The organism is Microcoleus sp. K4-B3 (genome assembly GCF_036704615.1).
In the GTDB taxonomy this organism is placed as follows: Bacteria; Cyanobacteriota; Cyanobacteriia; order Cyanobacteriales; family Microcoleaceae; genus Microcoleus.
Window position 1 is genome coordinate 47,150 of record NZ_JAUBSF010000030.1, and the last position, 14,477, is coordinate 61,626.

The window sequence follows — 14,477 nt, forward strand, 5'->3', positions numbered from 1 at the left end:
AAAGCTGTAAAGGCTAGATAACCAAACACGGTTATCCAATCTAGCCAATTATCGGATGTTATCAAAAAAATATAGTTCATGGGCTGTTTTAATCTAAAAAGAGGTAGATTGTGATTTGTCGTTTGGTGGGGGCGGGTTTATGAGATTGTTGATTTTAGGGAATGATTGGCAGGTTTACCCGCCCCTACCATATCTGGAATTAGAGGATAGCAGAGCCATCTGACTTAGACGATCGCGCTTAAGTGCGATCGAAAATATTGTCGGTACAACTCGCACCTCGGCACGCACTCGTTACCCTGCAATTTTACCAACCCCAAGCTGTCTAATTTAAACGCCTGCATCGCCTTTAATGGCACCGGAGAATCCGCCGCTGCAATCTCTCTCATCCCCTGCGCCAACTCTGGATATTCTTCCAAATTCCACAACTGCCGGCGCAAATGGTCGCTATAAATTCCAGCATCTGCGATCGCAGTTTCTTTTAATTCATCGAGTGTCAAACCCGAGCGCGAAATGTGATATAATGCAACTCGCACTAAATACGGATGTCCGCCGACAATTGCCATCAATTCCTCAACTTCGGCTTCCGACCAATTCAAGTTGTGACGCGCTGCTAAATCTTGTATTTGCTGATGGTTGAATTCTGGCAAATCTACTGGCAGCCCGACGTTAAAAGGTGATTGATTGATATTCATCGGAATGTAAACTTCGGTGGAGTGAACTACAATTAATCGCAGTTTTTTCCAGATGTCGCGCCGCTTTGATTCTTCGTGCCACGCCCGCAGCAGTCCTAAGAAGTCTTCGGCAATGTCGGGATATTGGAAAACGCGATCGATCTCGTCTAATCCTAAAATTAAAGGACTGTCGATTTGCGGCAAAATGTATTTTTCAAAGTAATCTTTGCAGTTGACTTTGCTGCCAAAAATCTCGTCCCAATAATCGTCTAATTGATTTGCTAAGTGCAACTCGCGGCCGACGTAAGCGCAAAACCACTTTAAGAATTTATCTAAGTTGGCAAATACGGCTTTATCTACTAACTGAAAAGTTAGCGGCACGGTGCAATAGCCTTGACGGGCTCCGTGATGCAAAATTTTTGCCATCAAGGAAGTTTTGCCCATTTGTCTCGGTGCTTTAATTCTAATTAACGCGCTGGGCTGCACTATAGTTTGATAGCAGCGTTCTTCGATGGGCGGGCGTTCTACATAAAATTGAGAAGCGACATCGACTTGTCCTCCCGGTAATTCCGATTCGGCGGCGGGTAGAGGTGTTTCGTCGCTGCTAATTTCTAATAGCTGTTTTTGTGTTAAATTTTCCGTTTCTTCGGTAACTGGTGCGGGTTCTTCCGCTAGTAAATTCAGAACTTCTTCGATAATAATTGGAGTGTCGGCGGTGGTTTTCCATTCCCTCTGTTTGATCCGGTACAGATAGCCCCGCAAATCGTGATTTAGAGGCGCGTTCAGCGGAAAACCGACGCGGATGGGGAGAATTATTGGTCTTCTGTCAGCGCGAGCATCTTGCAGTTCTTTTGCTTGCTGAACTTGATATGTTAGCAGTTCGCTTTGGCTGACCGTTGGCGGCAATAGTAGGAGCAAATAATCGCATTCTTGGAGGAATAAATTAATGCGCTCGAACCAATTATCTCCCAATCTAATGTTATTTTCTGCTGTAAAAACTGTATGACCGATCGCGCTTAAGGCTATTTCCAACTGTTTTCCCAACTCGCGATCTGGTTCGGCGTTGCGATAACTGACAAATACTTTAACAATTCTGCTGCTGGTGGCTGTTTCCCCCGCTGGCGGCAAATTGTCCAGCTCGTCTAAATTTTCCGGTTCTTCAAGTTTAGCCGATCGGTGGTCGCCATTCGCCAGAGTCATTTCAAAAGCCGCGAACAACTGGCGAATTTTACTCAAATCCGCACCTTCTCTACCCTGCTTAATTTTGCTGACTGTATCGGCACCGACGCCAGACTCAGCCTCGATTTCAGTCAGAGTACCTCTAATGTTATGTCGGTCAGACCATTCTTGGAGCGCCTCGTTAAGTTTCTTTAAGCCAGAGGCAGTGAGAATGCGACCGCGATCGCGTTTTGACTTGAGCACTTCGCTTGCACTGAAAGGGAAAGGAATCTAGGAAGTTTAACGCCTTAAGTCCCTATTTTAGGCGATTTTAAGGAAGATAGTCAGCTAGCCGGAATTTAAGGCATTTTACTTGGAGTAGTTTTGTGGGCGATCGACTCCTCAAACTCTGTCCTGATAACGGATTCAACAGTTGAATATATTTGAGTATAAAAATTTTTTCTTAACTCCCCAATCTCCGCCGCTAATGACCACTTAACTTTTTAGAGTAGAGACACCCAGCAGAAAAGGAGCAGCCAAATGAGCAAAATCTTACACAGACTGGCAATGGCCGCTTTAGGAACCGGCGCCATTTTCACAATTAATACACTTAATAATTTAACAGAAGCATCAGCGGCTGGTAAATTTGACCAATCAGAAATTCATCAAAACACAGCTTTTCCAATTCCCGTACCGGGGCAGTTCCATAAATAGGGAAATTCATTGATTGATTTAATTTAATTAAGGAGAAATTATGAAGTCTACACTTTGCTCCCCGCAACCTACAGCTACAAAATCTGACTCCGTTGATGCTGAGGTGATCGATGCCTGCACTGCACTTGCGTGGGTTGAATTGGTAGCATTAGATGCCAGCGCTCTCACGGGGGATGATTGGCTGGCTTTGTGCGATGATATAGATAGCGGGGAAATCTACCGCTGCTGGTTTTTGTGGTGCGACCGCGAAATTAGCGGTAATTGGGAAGCTTACGATCCTTTGAGCGATCGCCGATTTGTTGCTAAAGGAAAAGTGTTGATCAAAGCCGCGATTGATGCCATAGAAAATTCAAGAAATAAGGCGATCGCTCAACTTGAATTTATTTGATTTACACGAACCAAGGGCTAATAAAATTTGCTCCTACATACAGTGGCAACCGCTGTAATGTGGTACAATAAATAACAATCAAATATCATTTTGTATTCAAAGCGTCGGAAAGCATATTCGCTCGCTCTCCGATAAAAAATACAGCGGGAACCGCTGTAAAACTAAAATAATCAACGACCTAAAAAAACTGGGGTATCCATCAAATTATTAGCTCTGGTTTAGGTTTTAGATGCGTTCAATCTTAGAACAAACAACAGGATAAAATATTCATGAACTTGAACAAGTGCCGGAGGTAAATTATGATTTTCTCAATCGATAAAACTATGTCGGAAATTGCCTACCTTATTGATTTGTCTTCGTTAATATTTATGCTTGTTTTACCGATTGTGCTAGTTTGGCGCTCTACAATTTGTGGAGTTTTTATGGCGACTCTAATCATTGAAATTAATATTATTTTAACTGACCTTTTGACTACGAAATTACGTGGGCAACAGCTTAATTATGAAGATTTTGAATACTGGAATTCGATATGGATACCCGTGTTTTTTTACTGTATTTTTATTTGGCTTATCAAGTTTTTGGTCAAAAAAATACAGCGGGAACCGCTGTAAGCTTGCGTTCACTCCCAGCCGACCAAAAGATGGGTAATAGAACCGGATTTGCGATCGGTTCGGAAAACTGAATATTCTCAAAGAAAATAATAAAATTTACGGCTGCGGGCAAGAGTTAACTGTATGATGCTATGTGGTTCGCGCCGAAAGCGGTTGAGAACGCTGTGACCGCCGCTTTCTCGTTGCCGCCGTTAAACTCTTTCTCTTCAAACATGACTCCAAAACTACGATCGCTGTTGCCTGCTTTAATTGCTGTTTTGTCGATCGCCCTGCCCGCAAAAGCTGATACACTAACATCTTGGCACTTCGATGCCAGCGAAAACCAACTCAATTTAACAACAGATTCAGGAGTTCAGCCGGAAGTTAAACTCATTGCAAATCCCACCCGCTTAGTAATTGATTTACCGGGAATAGTCTTGGAATATCCCGAAACTCCTCAAAGCTACAACTCAGCTATTCAACAAATTAGAGTCGGGCAATTTGACACCGAAACTACCAGGTTAGTCATACAATTAACTCCCGGTTATAAGTTAGACCCGCAACAAGTCCGAGTCATTAGAGAATCTGCCACGCGCTGGTCGTTTCAGTTGCCGAATCCAGAGCAAATAGCCGGGAACGAGTCTGTTATACCTACAGCTATTACCCGGATAGAACAAACAACAGGTCAAGTTACGCCCACTGTTTCTCCCGGAAATCAGAGAAACTATTCCGCTGATTTGGGGATGTCAACAGGCTTGGAAATGACAGCCATCAAGCCTCAAATCGAAAGTGCGATCGAACAGTATAGATCCCTCAGCGCCGGAATGTTTTTTCTGGATTTAGATACAGGAGACTATTTAGACATCAAGGGCGATCGCGTATTTCCGGCCGCGAGTACCATCAAATTACCGATTCTGATAGCCTTTTATCAAGATGTAGACGCAGGCAAAGTTAGCCTTGACGAAACATTAGTTATGAAGTCCGACTTAGTTGCCAGCGGCTCTGGAACTATGCAAGACGAACCAGATGGCACTCGGTTTAGCATCAGAGAAACCGTAGATAAAATGATTACCATCAGCGACAATACAGCCACCAACATGATTATTGAACGTTTGGGGGGAATTGCTAAACTCAACGAGCGTTTTCGCAGTTGGGGATTAACTGACACCAGAATTCGCAATTGGCTCGGCGATTTTCAAGGAACAAATACCACAAGTTCTGTGGATATGGTAAAGCTGCTGGCGATGCTGTCTCGCGATAAATTAGTTTCTGAATCGAGTCGGGAACAAGCTTTAGAATTACTGCGGCGCACCACAACTAGAACGCTGTTACCTTCGGGTTTAGGCGCAGGAGCAGTGATTGCTGACAAAACCGGAGATATCGGCTTTGTGGTTGGCGATGCGGGAATTATTGATATGCCCAACGGCAAGCGTTATTTAGCCGCAATCTTTGTCAAACGTCCTTACAATGACCCGATTGTCAGAGATTTTGTCCGTCGAATTTCGCGGATTGTTTACAATTATTTAGACCAACCAGCGGCGAAAGTACCGGAGAAGATCGGACAATTCGGCGATTGAAATCGCTACTAAACAAACAAAGTCCGCCTTCGCGGACTTGAAGAGAAAATTTTTAATTACTAATGACTATTCTTTGCGCTCGATGGCTACAGTCAAATGAGCCGCAACTGCCCCAAATGTAGCAAGTACAGCAGCAATTGGAAAGACTACCGAGCCTGCAACGCCGCCCACTAATCCAGCCATCAGCGGAATGTCTGCCAAAATCCGCCCTTGCGAGTTTTTGATGACGAGGCGGCGGAGTTTTCCTTGCTGAATTAGCTCTTTGACTTTAGCAATTAAACTGTCGGCGCTAATCTTGAACTCTTCCACTCTGACTTTTTCTTCTGTTGCAAATTCTGAAGCGAATAAAGGAGTTTCAACTGTTGGGTTGGCTGAAGTTCCGGCTGCTGCTGTTTCGTCTTGTAGAATCGTTACTTGTTGTTCTAGTTGTGAGTTCATTTTTTGTAAGGGCGGGTGAAAACCAACCGTTTAATTTGTATACCCTTATCTTCGGCGATCGCACTTGGGAATGACAGGCAAGGAAACCCTACAATCTGCATTCGTACTTTCCACCCCCGCATTTTTACTCAAAACATTATCTCTGTCTGGTTAGAAAAGGGCGGATTTATCTATTCCTCAAGGTAGAGAAAATATCTCTGGGAAAACCCGCCCATACTGATTATTTGTGTCGAATTAGCTCGTAAATTTCCACATAGTCTTTAGCTGGATATTTCCAGGAATTATCGCAACTCATGCCTTGAAGCATGAGTTTTTCAAATTCATCATGATAGTCATACCACAATCCGATCGCCCGATCGAGCGCCGACTCTAAAGCGCCGTAGTCGCTTTGGTAAAACACGTAACCGTTGCGCTCTTCAGGGAGGTGGCGGGTGTCGTAATCTCGATCGAACACAGTATTCACCAAACCGCCAACTCCCCGCACCACAGGAACAGTACCGTACCTCAACCCGATCATCTGAGTCAGCCCGCAGGGTTCGTAATTGCTGGGAACCACAATCATATCCCCACCCGCATAAATTAAGTGCGACAGTTCCTCATTAAAACCTAGTTCTAAATGGCAGTCTGGATTATCATTTAAAAACTGTCTTTCGTGCTGGAAATGCGCGTTAATTCCCGCTTCCGTCGCGGAACCCAAAAGCACGAATTGCGCTCCCTTACTCAGAGAGTAATAAATTGCATGGTGGACGAGATGAACGCCTTTTTGGTCGTCCAAACGACCGATAAAGGTAATAATAGGCTTGTCAGCATCGCGCAGTAACAGCCGATCGCGCAAAGCTTTTTTAGTTTTGGCTTTTCCTGCCAAATCCTCCTGAGTGTAGTGGTGCGGAATATAGCTATCGCTTTCTGGGTTCCACACATCGTAATCAATGCCGTTGAGCACCCCGCGAAACTTCTCTTGATACAAATGCAAAGTGTGGCCCAAACCGTAGCCAAACTCGCCAAGATGAGCTTCCCAAGCGTGGTGCGGCGAAACTGTGGTGACAAAGTTCGAGTAAACAATGCCACCTTTCATAAAGTTGATGGCAAAAGGGTTAAAGTTATCTCGGAGGCGATCGTACTCAAAATAATAATCATCTCGATTCAAACCCGTGGCTTGCAAAATATCGCCACCTCCCATGCCTTGATGTTTGAAATTGTGAATGGTATAGCAGACTCGCTGATTTTCCATCCAATTGTATTTGTAAATTTCAAACAGCATGACTGGAACTAAACCAGTTTGCCAATCGTGACAGTGAATCACATCGGGACGCTTGTTGCTTCTGAGCAAAAATTCCAAAGCGGCTTTGCTGAAAAATGCAAACCGCATATTGTCGTCATTGCAACCGTAATAACAGCCGCGATTGAAAAAGTTATCTTGAGAACGAGGTTCGATGAAAAAACACAACTGCCCGTGCACCCAGCCGCACAAGACATCGCAGAGGATTTCGCCGCCGTACCAGGGCACAGCTAGATCTCGATAGGCCTCGTGAAGTCCCCAAATGTGGTCGTACCTCATGCAGTCGTACTTGGGTAGAATAATCTCGACGCAGTGACCGGAATTCTGCAACTCCCGACTCAAACCGTAAACTACGTCGCCCAAACCCCCTGCTTTGATGACCGGGGCGCACTCCGAGGCAATTTGTACGATATACATTTTTTTTTCTCGCTCCTGGCTGAATCAAAAAAATATTTTCTTAACTTGACAAAGTATATGAGTTCTCGGCAAATAAGCAAGTAGGCCATTGGGAATACAGGAAAATACGCACAGCTAGCGGATGTTGGGGCAGATTGGGGCGATCGGTGATATCGTTTCCGCTCAGATCTGAATTATTTAAACCCCAGAGGAGGCACAGGACGCATCCGTGGGTTCAATCTAAAATCAATTTCATACCTTATTTGCTCGCATTTGTCAATTAAATATTTAAAAAATTTTTTGCCGAATTTGCGCGAAAACTTCTCGCACGATGCTGATAACTGATTGGCACAGAGCACCTGTTGTGCTGCCAAACATCAACTCAGAGATTCTATCGTGGAAATTCAACCAGCAAATGCGGCTGCAAGACTTCTGGATAGAACAAATTCAGCAGCAAGCTAGAGATGCTTTCCCGCTAATCCCATAAGACTCAGCAGCAATTCAACTTATAAATAATGTTGTGAAAAGAGGTTAAATATCCAATTCAATTTGTGGTGGATTTGTTGGACAATAAGTGGTGAATTAGAGGATGAGGATTTCCTGGATGAGTTGAAGGACTCACAAGCAGAGTTGGACGATGACGACGAAGAGTAGTCCAATTCATCACGGTTAGGGTTTTCTACCTTCAACTAGAACTGTAAAATCAAAAAATCTTACTCTACTTTTTGGAGCTATCGCAGTATTCTTTTGCATCAATATATGCTTTGATGTTCTTGAGAATATCCTCAAGGAAGCAAATTACCTCGTTCTTAATCCTCTTCAAATCACTAATATTGTAGTTACGACCACATTCAGAAAATGTTAGATCACCATGCGCCAACAAGTTACGCTGATTTTTCACAATAAGTAAATCTGAGCCTCCCCGTTTAGCTTTTTTAGTCATCTCCGAAAAGCCGTAGGTTCTAGCAAGTTCTCTAATTTTTTGAGCATCAAGGTTTCCCGAAATAGGAATTGACTTAGGATCTAGTTTCATTGCAGCATCATTAAGAGCATCAGCTAATAATTCTTCGATGGCCTGCACAAAATTTGCAGAGTTAGATTCTCGAAGTTGCTTATACCTATAACTAATTAAAATCTTTTGTATCTCAGTTCTTGTTAACTTATATGACAATCCATCTCGCTCCATTGAGTCATATATCTCTTGAATTGATTTTTTAATAATCGCCTCAGTCAAGTTATAAAGAATTAGAAAAAAATTTGCTTTTAATATTTTCTGAACCTCGACATCTATAGGTTTAATTACATCAGTTTTAGTTGAAGATAGATGAATATCTGTACTTAGAACAGTTGATAGAAAGTCGAAGTATAGATTTACTTCCTTCACACGCTCTTTGAACTCCTTCAAAATCTTTTTCATATCGTGTTTAGCAAAGAATCTCTTACAAACTCTACTCTATCTTTTAGCCTAGTACTGGAATTACTAGCATGAGTTGTTGTGTGATAATTAAACTGCTTAGAATCTAACCAATCCATACTTACAGGTACTAAAGCAGGATTGACTTTAATCGCAAGATTGACACCAACGGAAATAGCTTCAAATCTCACTCGGGGAGTACTTTTCGCACGTGGAACTTTGCGGAAACCATAAGGGAAATACTTCTCAACAAAATCAACCATTCTTAGGAAATCCTGTCTGTACTCCTCTTTGCTAAAACCTGTATCTTTATCGCGCATATACGCATCCAAGAACTCTTTGACTTCATGCTTAAATAGCAAGTAACGTTCGGAGTAAGCAAAAAAGCGTAGCACAAGCTCCTCTCGCTCTTGCCTATCTTCACGAGCCTTACTTAAAGGACACATAGCAACTAATCTTGGATTAGCTGCACATTCCTCTACAAAGTCATAAAATGGACCCTGATAGGCTCCTTTGCGAACCTCCATATCTTTGAGAATATCACTGCCTGTATTAATACGTTCAAAAGTCTCCTTTTTGACAGATTCAACAGCCTTTTCACCCAGCACAATTACTCGAATTGGTTGATTTTTGAAGCGCCTTTGTTGAGAAAGAGGCAGGTCATCAAAGGTAAATCCATTGAGAGTATTAAGCCGTTTAAGCTTTTCCAGAATTAGCCTATTATCTAGGAAACTGTCTAAAGTCTGGATTCTTTGTGAACCATCTACGACTTCTAACCTTCCATCTTGCATATCAGCTAGAATCATGAAGGGAAGAGGTAAACCGAGCAAAATAGACTCTATAAACTTCGCTTGGCGTTCAATGCTCCATACGAACTTTCTTTGGTAAGCTGGAAGGTAAATATCTCTACTGCTATCTTGTAGATCGTCGGGATTGTAAGGCCGTATAAATTTTTGAACTAAACTTCCAACTAATGGTTCTCGAGTATCATAGTCTACAACTTTTCTTTCTTTCTGAATTTGCTTCTCAGCTAATTCTTTCATCTCCTCAGAAATTTGGCTGACAGGTTCGTTTAACTGCATCTGATCAATCCTCCTGAAATGCTCCATGCTGAACAATAAAATCTATGATTAATGCGGATATTTTAGGGGGCACAGCATTGCCAATCATTTCATAGAGTGCACCTCTAGTAGGTACTGACGTGAAGTCGAAAAAATCCGGAAATCCCTGAATTCTCGCCGCTTCATGAGCAGTGATGACTCTTCTTCGTAAAGGGTGAACAAAGCGTCCCTGCCCCATTGAGCCAAAACCACCCGTGATTGTAGGGGCTGGTTTATCCCAGTGAAGCCGACCGTACACAGCTCTATACTTGTGTTTCTTGGTTCTGTGACAGGGTGGTCTTTCCGAATCAGGCAAGTCATACAAATCGTTATCAAACAAGTAGTTAACTCTGTTTCTATTCTCTTCACTCATTTGAGAAGGTGTATAGAAAATACCACTCTTGCCTTTATCTTCATCCAGCAAATCGTTTATAGAATCAGATAGGGGAGGTTCAATAGAGGTTTCAAATAATCTTACTAAAGAGTCTTGAGAAAACTTCATATCCTTTACCGCCAGAAGTATATGCCTCTTGCGTATTTGAGGAATCCCGATATTTGAGGCTTTTACGAAGAACTGCGCTACTGTATAACCCAGCCTTTCCAACATGAATTGGCTTTTATCTATTACCTGGCTTTTATCGTGAATAACAGTAGCAACGTTTTCGATAATCACAACCTTGGGCTTAACTAACTCTACAAATCTGACAACCTTCAAATAAAGCAGGTTTCTGGGATCATTGCCCCGCGTCCAGTTATTAAGGTTAGAGTTCCCCTGACATGGCGGACCAGCGACAAGAATATCAACTTTGCTAAGAGCTTTTATCAAATCTTTCTCACAATCTTGTGCAGACTCCTCTAAACTACCTGATAGAAGTCGCCCAATATCTGACTCACAAACGACATCATCAGCTAACCCGAAGTTAGTTCTGTATATTTCTAGAGCATGAGGGTTTTTATCAATCGCTAGCTTAATGCTTCCGGCTATCTGATTACAACGTAAAGCTTCCAGTACGCCCAGAGTCAACCCACCACACCCGCAGAACAAATCAACGACATTCACTTCGTGGGAGGCTTCAAATCGATAATTGCTCGGTTCTTTAGAGAATAGCCAGTTTTTATCGCATAAAGTTCTCCTTAATACTGATTTTTTTGGCATCTGAGTCATGCTTTTCAAAAGGCTGCATTCTACTTAACGGTCGTATCTTGGTCAATCATATCACTGCTGGCAGACAGTGCGATCATTGTTTTCTGACCCGTATCGAGCGCGCGAACGCTAAACTCTGCTGGCTGTATTCGATCGCCCCCTGGCACCGCCCCAAACAGCGGTAAGCATTGCCCAGATATCGCCAGTAATTGGCTTCCCCAAAGCGATAGCCGAGATTTCCTGCTGCATATCTAATGACTGCTGGTAATATTCAATCACCTGCAAGTAATGCCCCAAAATTGCTGCAACTCGATCGCAAATTCCGCAAAATTTAACTCATTTTATCGCATTTGTCAACTCAATCTTTTGAGCCAAATCGCCATTTGTCTCGTCTAGTTCCGAATATCGATCGAATAACTCACTCAAAGCTTCTTCTCCAGCAATCTCTCCATTACTGAAAAACTTCTCTACCTCCACCGAACCATCACTCAAAAATTCAATTTCCCACCGTTCCCCAGGTACAGCCACAATCACCATCATAGCTTCATCGCGATGATGCGCTAAACTGTAATCGATAGCCTGTTTTTCCAATTTTTGCAAAAATAATATTAGTTGGTCAAATCCATTATTTTTCATCTATCAAATCTCCGATCGCTCAACAATTTGCGAACCATCCTAAAGCCTGGGATATTTTCTTCAGCACCTCTTTCTATTTGCTCCCATATCATTTCGCTAAATTCTTCCCAACTTGGCGAAGTTGCCGGAAGCTGTGCTTGTTTTATACTACCATTTTTACCTTTGAGAATCTCAGACACTTTCATGCCTGCAAATTTGTGTGCGATGTTTCTTCCTCCTTATCTTGCATAAATCCCACTCATAATTCTCATACCGATCGAAAAAAATGCAACAACTCAACCCAAACCCATCCCATCATTTTCACACACTAACAATTTACCTTTCCCCTGATAAAACCAAACATAACCCTCCCCGCCGCCTTTGCCAAAATGACCTAATTTTCGATAATCTTCTTCAATCCCCTTGGTAAATCCTTTAACCAAATCGCAATCAGCTATCAAAGTTTCACCTTGTCTGAGTTCGACAATCTTAGCCGGTGAACTTGTAGCTGCTACAACAGTAGCTTTTTGCTCGCGCAAAGCTGTAACAGCAATTCTCCACCTACCGTCATTAGAAGCAGCCACTTGTCGCAATTTCAGTTTTTTAGCACCGATAACTACATTGTCCGAACAAAACTGAAATATACCGTCATCAAACTCCCACTGCTCTGCATCGGAAAGCTCGATCGGCGTATAATGCAGGAAATTCCCTTTTTGTCTCGGTTCGAGCTTCACCGTACCAGTCCCTTGATATACGGGAGCGTTGTAGTCCATTTCCGTTGTCAAAGATACCCACATATCTTTCAAACGGTTATCCGTTTTATAAACACCTGCAGTCAATTTCCCCATACACCAATGCAGCGCACCTTTTTGAATTATCGCTCCCGAATTGTTCAAGTTAATTTCTACTTGCTGAACGAGGGGAATATTTTTAGTAGGATGGTAAAACTTATTGGTTTCAGGATTGATGTTATTTTGGATGTACCACAAATCCGTTGGTTCCAAAACCTTGATTTCGTATTTCATAATATACCTCGCCTATTTACTTGAAATGTGTTAAACATTTGACCCGTGATTTGGGGCTTCTGCGATCCCGGACTTATCTTGTGAAATTTATCTTTTGCAGACTTCCTCTGCTACTGTTAAAGTATCTAGCTATTTTAGCAATAGCAGACAGCGCCGCTCCACAATTGTTGAGAAAAATTTATGCCTGCGATCGCACAATCTCCCAATTTACCCATTTTACAAGAAATCAACTCAGGACTGCCCAATATTTGCGGCTCCGAAGCAGAAATTAATGCCGCAGCCAATAGCAACGAACCAGTCTTTCTACCTACCACAAATCTGCGCCTCGAAAACATTCAAGCCGGATTTGCCTGCGCCCTCCACATGCACCAACCCACAATTCCTGCCGGTGCAAACGGCGAACTAATCAGCAATCTCCAGCATATGTTTGAACATCCCAACCAAGGAGACAATCACAACGCCGGAGTCTTTGCTTGGTGCTATTCCCGCATGGGAGAATTCATCCCCCAACTGATTGCCGAAGGCTGCAACCCGCGAATTATGCTCGACTATTCGGGCAATTTATTGTGGGGATTGCGCCAAATGGGACGCGACGATATCTTCGATAATCTCAAGCGGATTACCTGCGATGCTCAATATCAACCTCACGTAGAATGGCTGGGGACAATGTGGAGTCACGCCGTCATTCCCTCAACTCCCATTCCCGACATCAAACTCCAAATTCAAGCATGGCAACATCATTTTGCAGCCATTTTTGGCATAGATGCCCTCAAGCGCGTTAAAGGTTTTTCGCCCCCAGAAATGCACTTTCCCAATCACCCAGATACACTTTACGAATACATCAAAGCTTTGAAAGAATGCGGCTACCGCTGGCTGATGGTGCAGGAACATTCTGTAGAAAATTCCGACGGTTCGGGATTGTCGCAAGACCAAAAATATATTCCCAACCGTTTGGTTTCCCGCAATTCTCACGGCGAAACGATCGGCATCACGGCTTTGATTAAAACTCAAGGTTCTGATACAAAATTGGTCGGTCAAATGCAGCCCTATTACGAAGCGAAAGGACGAAATAAACAGCAAATTGGCAGTGTGACCATTCCTTCTTTAGTCACTCAAATTGCCGACGGGGAAAATGGTGGCGTGATGATGAACGAATTTCCCAGCGCTTTTGTCAAAGCTTGGCACGAAAACCGCGAACAAGGCGGCGGAAAATCCGGTGTTGTCGGTTTAAACGGCACTGAATATTTGGAGATAATTGAAGCGGCGGGTGTTAATCCTGACGATTATCCTGTTTGTCAAGGGGTTAACCAGCACAAAATCTGGCAGCTAGTCGATCCCGACAGTGCGACGCCGGAAAAAGTGGAAAGTGCGATCGCCCAACTCAAGCAAACAGACCATAATTTTCACATGGATGGTGCTTCTTGGACTAACGATTTGAGTTGGGTGAAAGGCTACGAAAATGTCTTGGAACCGATGAATCTACTCAGCGCTGCATTTCACAAAAAATACGACCCGCTGTTGCAGCAAGATGCGACCGTTACCAAGCAGTTTGAATACCAGCAAGCTTTGCTTTACAATTTGTTGGTGCAAACAAGTTGTTTCCGCTATTGGGGACAGGGAACTTGGACTGATTACGCGCGCGAACTTTACAACCGCGGCGCTGCTTTAATGAAATAGAAAAAGTTGGTAATTGCGATCGGGCAAATAGCTGCGGATCGGGACACCCCACAGCCTTTCGTCGTGTCAACTTAAGACTAAAATTCTCGTATCTCTCGCTTGTAGCCGAGTAATGATGAGGTTGTCACCCCGTCATTACTCGCCCACAAAATACAAAGACGATCGCGAGAGAGATTGAGAGTTAGTGACCCCCCTGTATCAAATGCTTAGAGTGTTCCAACGAAAAAATGATCCAAAATTTCACTCACTTCGACAAAAGATTTCAACGAACCATTTAGTCAAAGTTGGCAA

At 43.1% G+C, this 14,477-nt stretch carries 16 protein-coding genes; 6 read left to right on the forward strand and 10 right to left on the reverse strand.

Annotated elements, in window-relative coordinates; all coding sequences use genetic code 11:
* Positions 1-224: 224 nt before the first annotated feature.
* Positions 225-2,093 carry an AAA-like domain-containing protein gene (locus QUA78_RS15305; RefSeq protein ID WP_333303143.1) on the reverse strand — a complete coding sequence of 623 codons (1,869 nt, stop codon included), beginning with the start codon at positions 2,091-2,093 and terminating at the stop codon, positions 225-227.
* A 276-nt stretch (positions 2,094-2,369) separates the two neighbouring features.
* Here QUA78_RS15305 and QUA78_RS15310 point away from each other — a divergent pair, with 276 nt between their 5' ends.
* The 4 genes from QUA78_RS15310 (at position 2,370) to QUA78_RS15325 (ending at position 5,098) form a co-directional block, all read left to right on the forward strand.
* Positions 2,370-2,543: a hypothetical protein gene (locus tag QUA78_RS15310; protein ID WP_333189164.1), complete on the forward strand. Its 174-nt coding sequence runs from the start codon at positions 2,370-2,372 to the stop codon at positions 2,541-2,543.
* A 40-nt stretch (positions 2,544-2,583) separates the two neighbouring features.
* Positions 2,584-2,931, forward strand: a complete 348-nt coding sequence (locus QUA78_RS15315; protein ID WP_333303142.1) for a hypothetical protein — start codon at positions 2,584-2,586, stop codon at positions 2,929-2,931.
* Between the two features lie 529 nt (positions 2,932-3,460).
* Positions 3,461-3,613 carry a hypothetical protein gene (locus tag QUA78_RS15320; RefSeq protein WP_333398886.1) on the forward strand — a complete coding sequence of 51 codons (153 nt, stop codon included), beginning with the start codon at positions 3,461-3,463 and terminating at the stop codon, positions 3,611-3,613.
* 141 nt (positions 3,614-3,754) lie between these two features.
* Entirely contained in the window at positions 3,755-5,098 is a 1,344-nt protein-coding gene (locus tag QUA78_RS15325; RefSeq protein WP_333303140.1) for a serine hydrolase, read from the forward strand.
* 66 nt (positions 5,099-5,164) lie between these two features.
* Here QUA78_RS15325 and QUA78_RS15330 read toward each other — a convergent pair whose 3' ends face one another.
* Complete coding sequence (locus QUA78_RS15330) at positions 5,165-5,536, reverse strand: DUF4342 domain-containing protein (protein WP_333303139.1); 372 nt, start codon at positions 5,534-5,536, stop codon at positions 5,165-5,167.
* A gap of 220 nt (positions 5,537-5,756) precedes the next feature.
* Positions 5,757-7,232 carry a glycogen synthase GlgA gene (gene glgA / locus QUA78_RS15335; RefSeq protein WP_333303138.1) on the reverse strand — a complete coding sequence of 492 codons (1,476 nt, stop codon included), beginning with the start codon at positions 7,230-7,232 and terminating at the stop codon, positions 5,757-5,759.
* 310 nt (positions 7,233-7,542) lie between these two features.
* Here glgA and QUA78_RS15340 point away from each other — a divergent pair, with 310 nt between their 5' ends.
* Positions 7,543-7,698, forward strand: a complete 156-nt coding sequence (locus QUA78_RS15340; protein ID WP_333303137.1) for a hypothetical protein — start codon at positions 7,543-7,545, stop codon at positions 7,696-7,698.
* A 231-nt stretch (positions 7,699-7,929) separates the two neighbouring features.
* On the opposite strand, the gene QUA78_RS15345 is transcribed toward QUA78_RS15340, so the two are convergent.
* The 7 genes from QUA78_RS15345 to QUA78_RS15375 all read right to left on the reverse strand — a co-directional run bounded on the left by QUA78_RS15345 (position 7,930) and on the right by QUA78_RS15375 (position 12,509).
* Complete coding sequence (locus QUA78_RS15345) at positions 7,930-8,628, reverse strand: MAE_28990/MAE_18760 family HEPN-like nuclease (protein WP_333303136.1); 699 nt, start codon at positions 8,626-8,628, stop codon at positions 7,930-7,932.
* Positions 8,625-9,707 carry a DUF262 domain-containing protein gene (locus tag QUA78_RS15350; protein ID WP_333303135.1) on the reverse strand — a complete coding sequence of 361 codons (1,083 nt, stop codon included), beginning with the start codon at positions 9,705-9,707 and terminating at the stop codon, positions 8,625-8,627. Before QUA78_RS15350 ends, QUA78_RS15345 begins: the two co-directional genes overlap by 4 nt.
* Before the next feature lie 4 nt (positions 9,708-9,711).
* The gene (locus QUA78_RS15355; protein WP_333303134.1) at positions 9,712-10,890 is read right to left on the reverse strand and encodes a DNA cytosine methyltransferase; all 1,179 of its coding nucleotides are present in this window, start codon (positions 10,888-10,890) and stop codon (positions 9,712-9,714) included.
* A 108-nt stretch (positions 10,891-10,998) separates the two neighbouring features.
* The gene (locus QUA78_RS15360) at positions 10,999-11,148 is read right to left on the reverse strand and encodes a hypothetical protein (RefSeq protein ID WP_333398887.1); all 150 of its coding nucleotides are present in this window, start codon (positions 11,146-11,148) and stop codon (positions 10,999-11,001) included.
* A 57-nt stretch (positions 11,149-11,205) separates the two neighbouring features.
* On the reverse strand, positions 11,206-11,505 hold the full coding sequence (locus QUA78_RS15365) for a hypothetical protein (RefSeq protein WP_333303132.1): 300 nt from the start codon (positions 11,503-11,505) through the stop codon (positions 11,206-11,208).
* Positions 11,502-11,690 carry a hypothetical protein gene (locus QUA78_RS15370; protein ID WP_333303131.1) on the reverse strand — a complete coding sequence of 63 codons (189 nt, stop codon included), beginning with the start codon at positions 11,688-11,690 and terminating at the stop codon, positions 11,502-11,504. Before QUA78_RS15370 ends, QUA78_RS15365 begins: the two co-directional genes overlap by 4 nt.
* 90 nt (positions 11,691-11,780) lie before the next feature.
* Positions 11,781-12,509, reverse strand: coding sequence for an AIM24 family protein (locus QUA78_RS15375; protein WP_333303130.1), 729 nt, complete (start codon positions 12,507-12,509; stop codon positions 11,781-11,783).
* A 180-nt stretch (positions 12,510-12,689) separates the two neighbouring features.
* Here QUA78_RS15375 and QUA78_RS15380 point away from each other — a divergent pair, with 180 nt between their 5' ends.
* Complete coding sequence (locus tag QUA78_RS15380) at positions 12,690-14,186, forward strand: glycosyl hydrolase family 57 (protein ID WP_333398888.1); 1,497 nt, start codon at positions 12,690-12,692, stop codon at positions 14,184-14,186.
* Positions 14,187-14,477 lie beyond the last annotated feature (291 nt).

Excerpts from the sequence above, each read along its gene's own strand:
- QUA78_RS15375 (WP_333303130.1), bottom strand. The coding sequence starts at position 12,509 with ATGAAATACGAAATCAAGGTTTTGGAACCAACGGATTTGTGGTACATC.
- QUA78_RS15315 (WP_333303142.1), top strand. The coding sequence starts at position 2,584 with ATGAAGTCTACACTTTGCTCCCCGCAACCTACAGCTACAAAATCTGAC.
- QUA78_RS15330 (WP_333303139.1), bottom strand. The coding sequence starts at position 5,536 with ATGAACTCACAACTAGAACAACAAGTAACGATTCTACAAGACGAAACA.
- QUA78_RS15320 (WP_333398886.1), top strand. The coding sequence starts at position 3,461 with ATGGATACCCGTGTTTTTTTACTGTATTTTTATTTGGCTTATCAAGTT.
- QUA78_RS15325 (WP_333303140.1), top strand. The coding sequence starts at position 3,755 with ATGACTCCAAAACTACGATCGCTGTTGCCTGCTTTAATTGCTGTTTTG.
- QUA78_RS15310 (WP_333189164.1), top strand. The coding sequence starts at position 2,370 with ATGAGCAAAATCTTACACAGACTGGCAATGGCCGCTTTAGGAACCGGC.
- QUA78_RS15355 (WP_333303134.1), bottom strand. The coding sequence starts at position 10,890 with ATGACTCAGATGCCAAAAAAATCAGTATTAAGGAGAACTTTATGCGAT.
- QUA78_RS15350 (WP_333303135.1), bottom strand. The coding sequence starts at position 9,707 with ATGCAGTTAAACGAACCTGTCAGCCAAATTTCTGAGGAGATGAAAGAA.
- QUA78_RS15345 (WP_333303136.1), bottom strand. The coding sequence starts at position 8,628 with ATGAAAAAGATTTTGAAGGAGTTCAAAGAGCGTGTGAAGGAAGTAAAT.
- QUA78_RS15380 (WP_333398888.1), top strand. The coding sequence starts at position 12,690 with ATGCCTGCGATCGCACAATCTCCCAATTTACCCATTTTACAAGAAATC.
- glgA (WP_333303138.1), bottom strand. The coding sequence starts at position 7,232 with ATGTATATCGTACAAATTGCCTCGGAGTGCGCCCCGGTCATCAAAGCA.
- QUA78_RS15370 (WP_333303131.1), bottom strand. The coding sequence starts at position 11,690 with ATGAAAGTGTCTGAGATTCTCAAAGGTAAAAATGGTAGTATAAAACAA.
- QUA78_RS15365 (WP_333303132.1), bottom strand. The coding sequence starts at position 11,505 with ATGAAAAATAATGGATTTGACCAACTAATATTATTTTTGCAAAAATTG.
- QUA78_RS15340 (WP_333303137.1), top strand. The coding sequence starts at position 7,543 with ATGCTGATAACTGATTGGCACAGAGCACCTGTTGTGCTGCCAAACATC.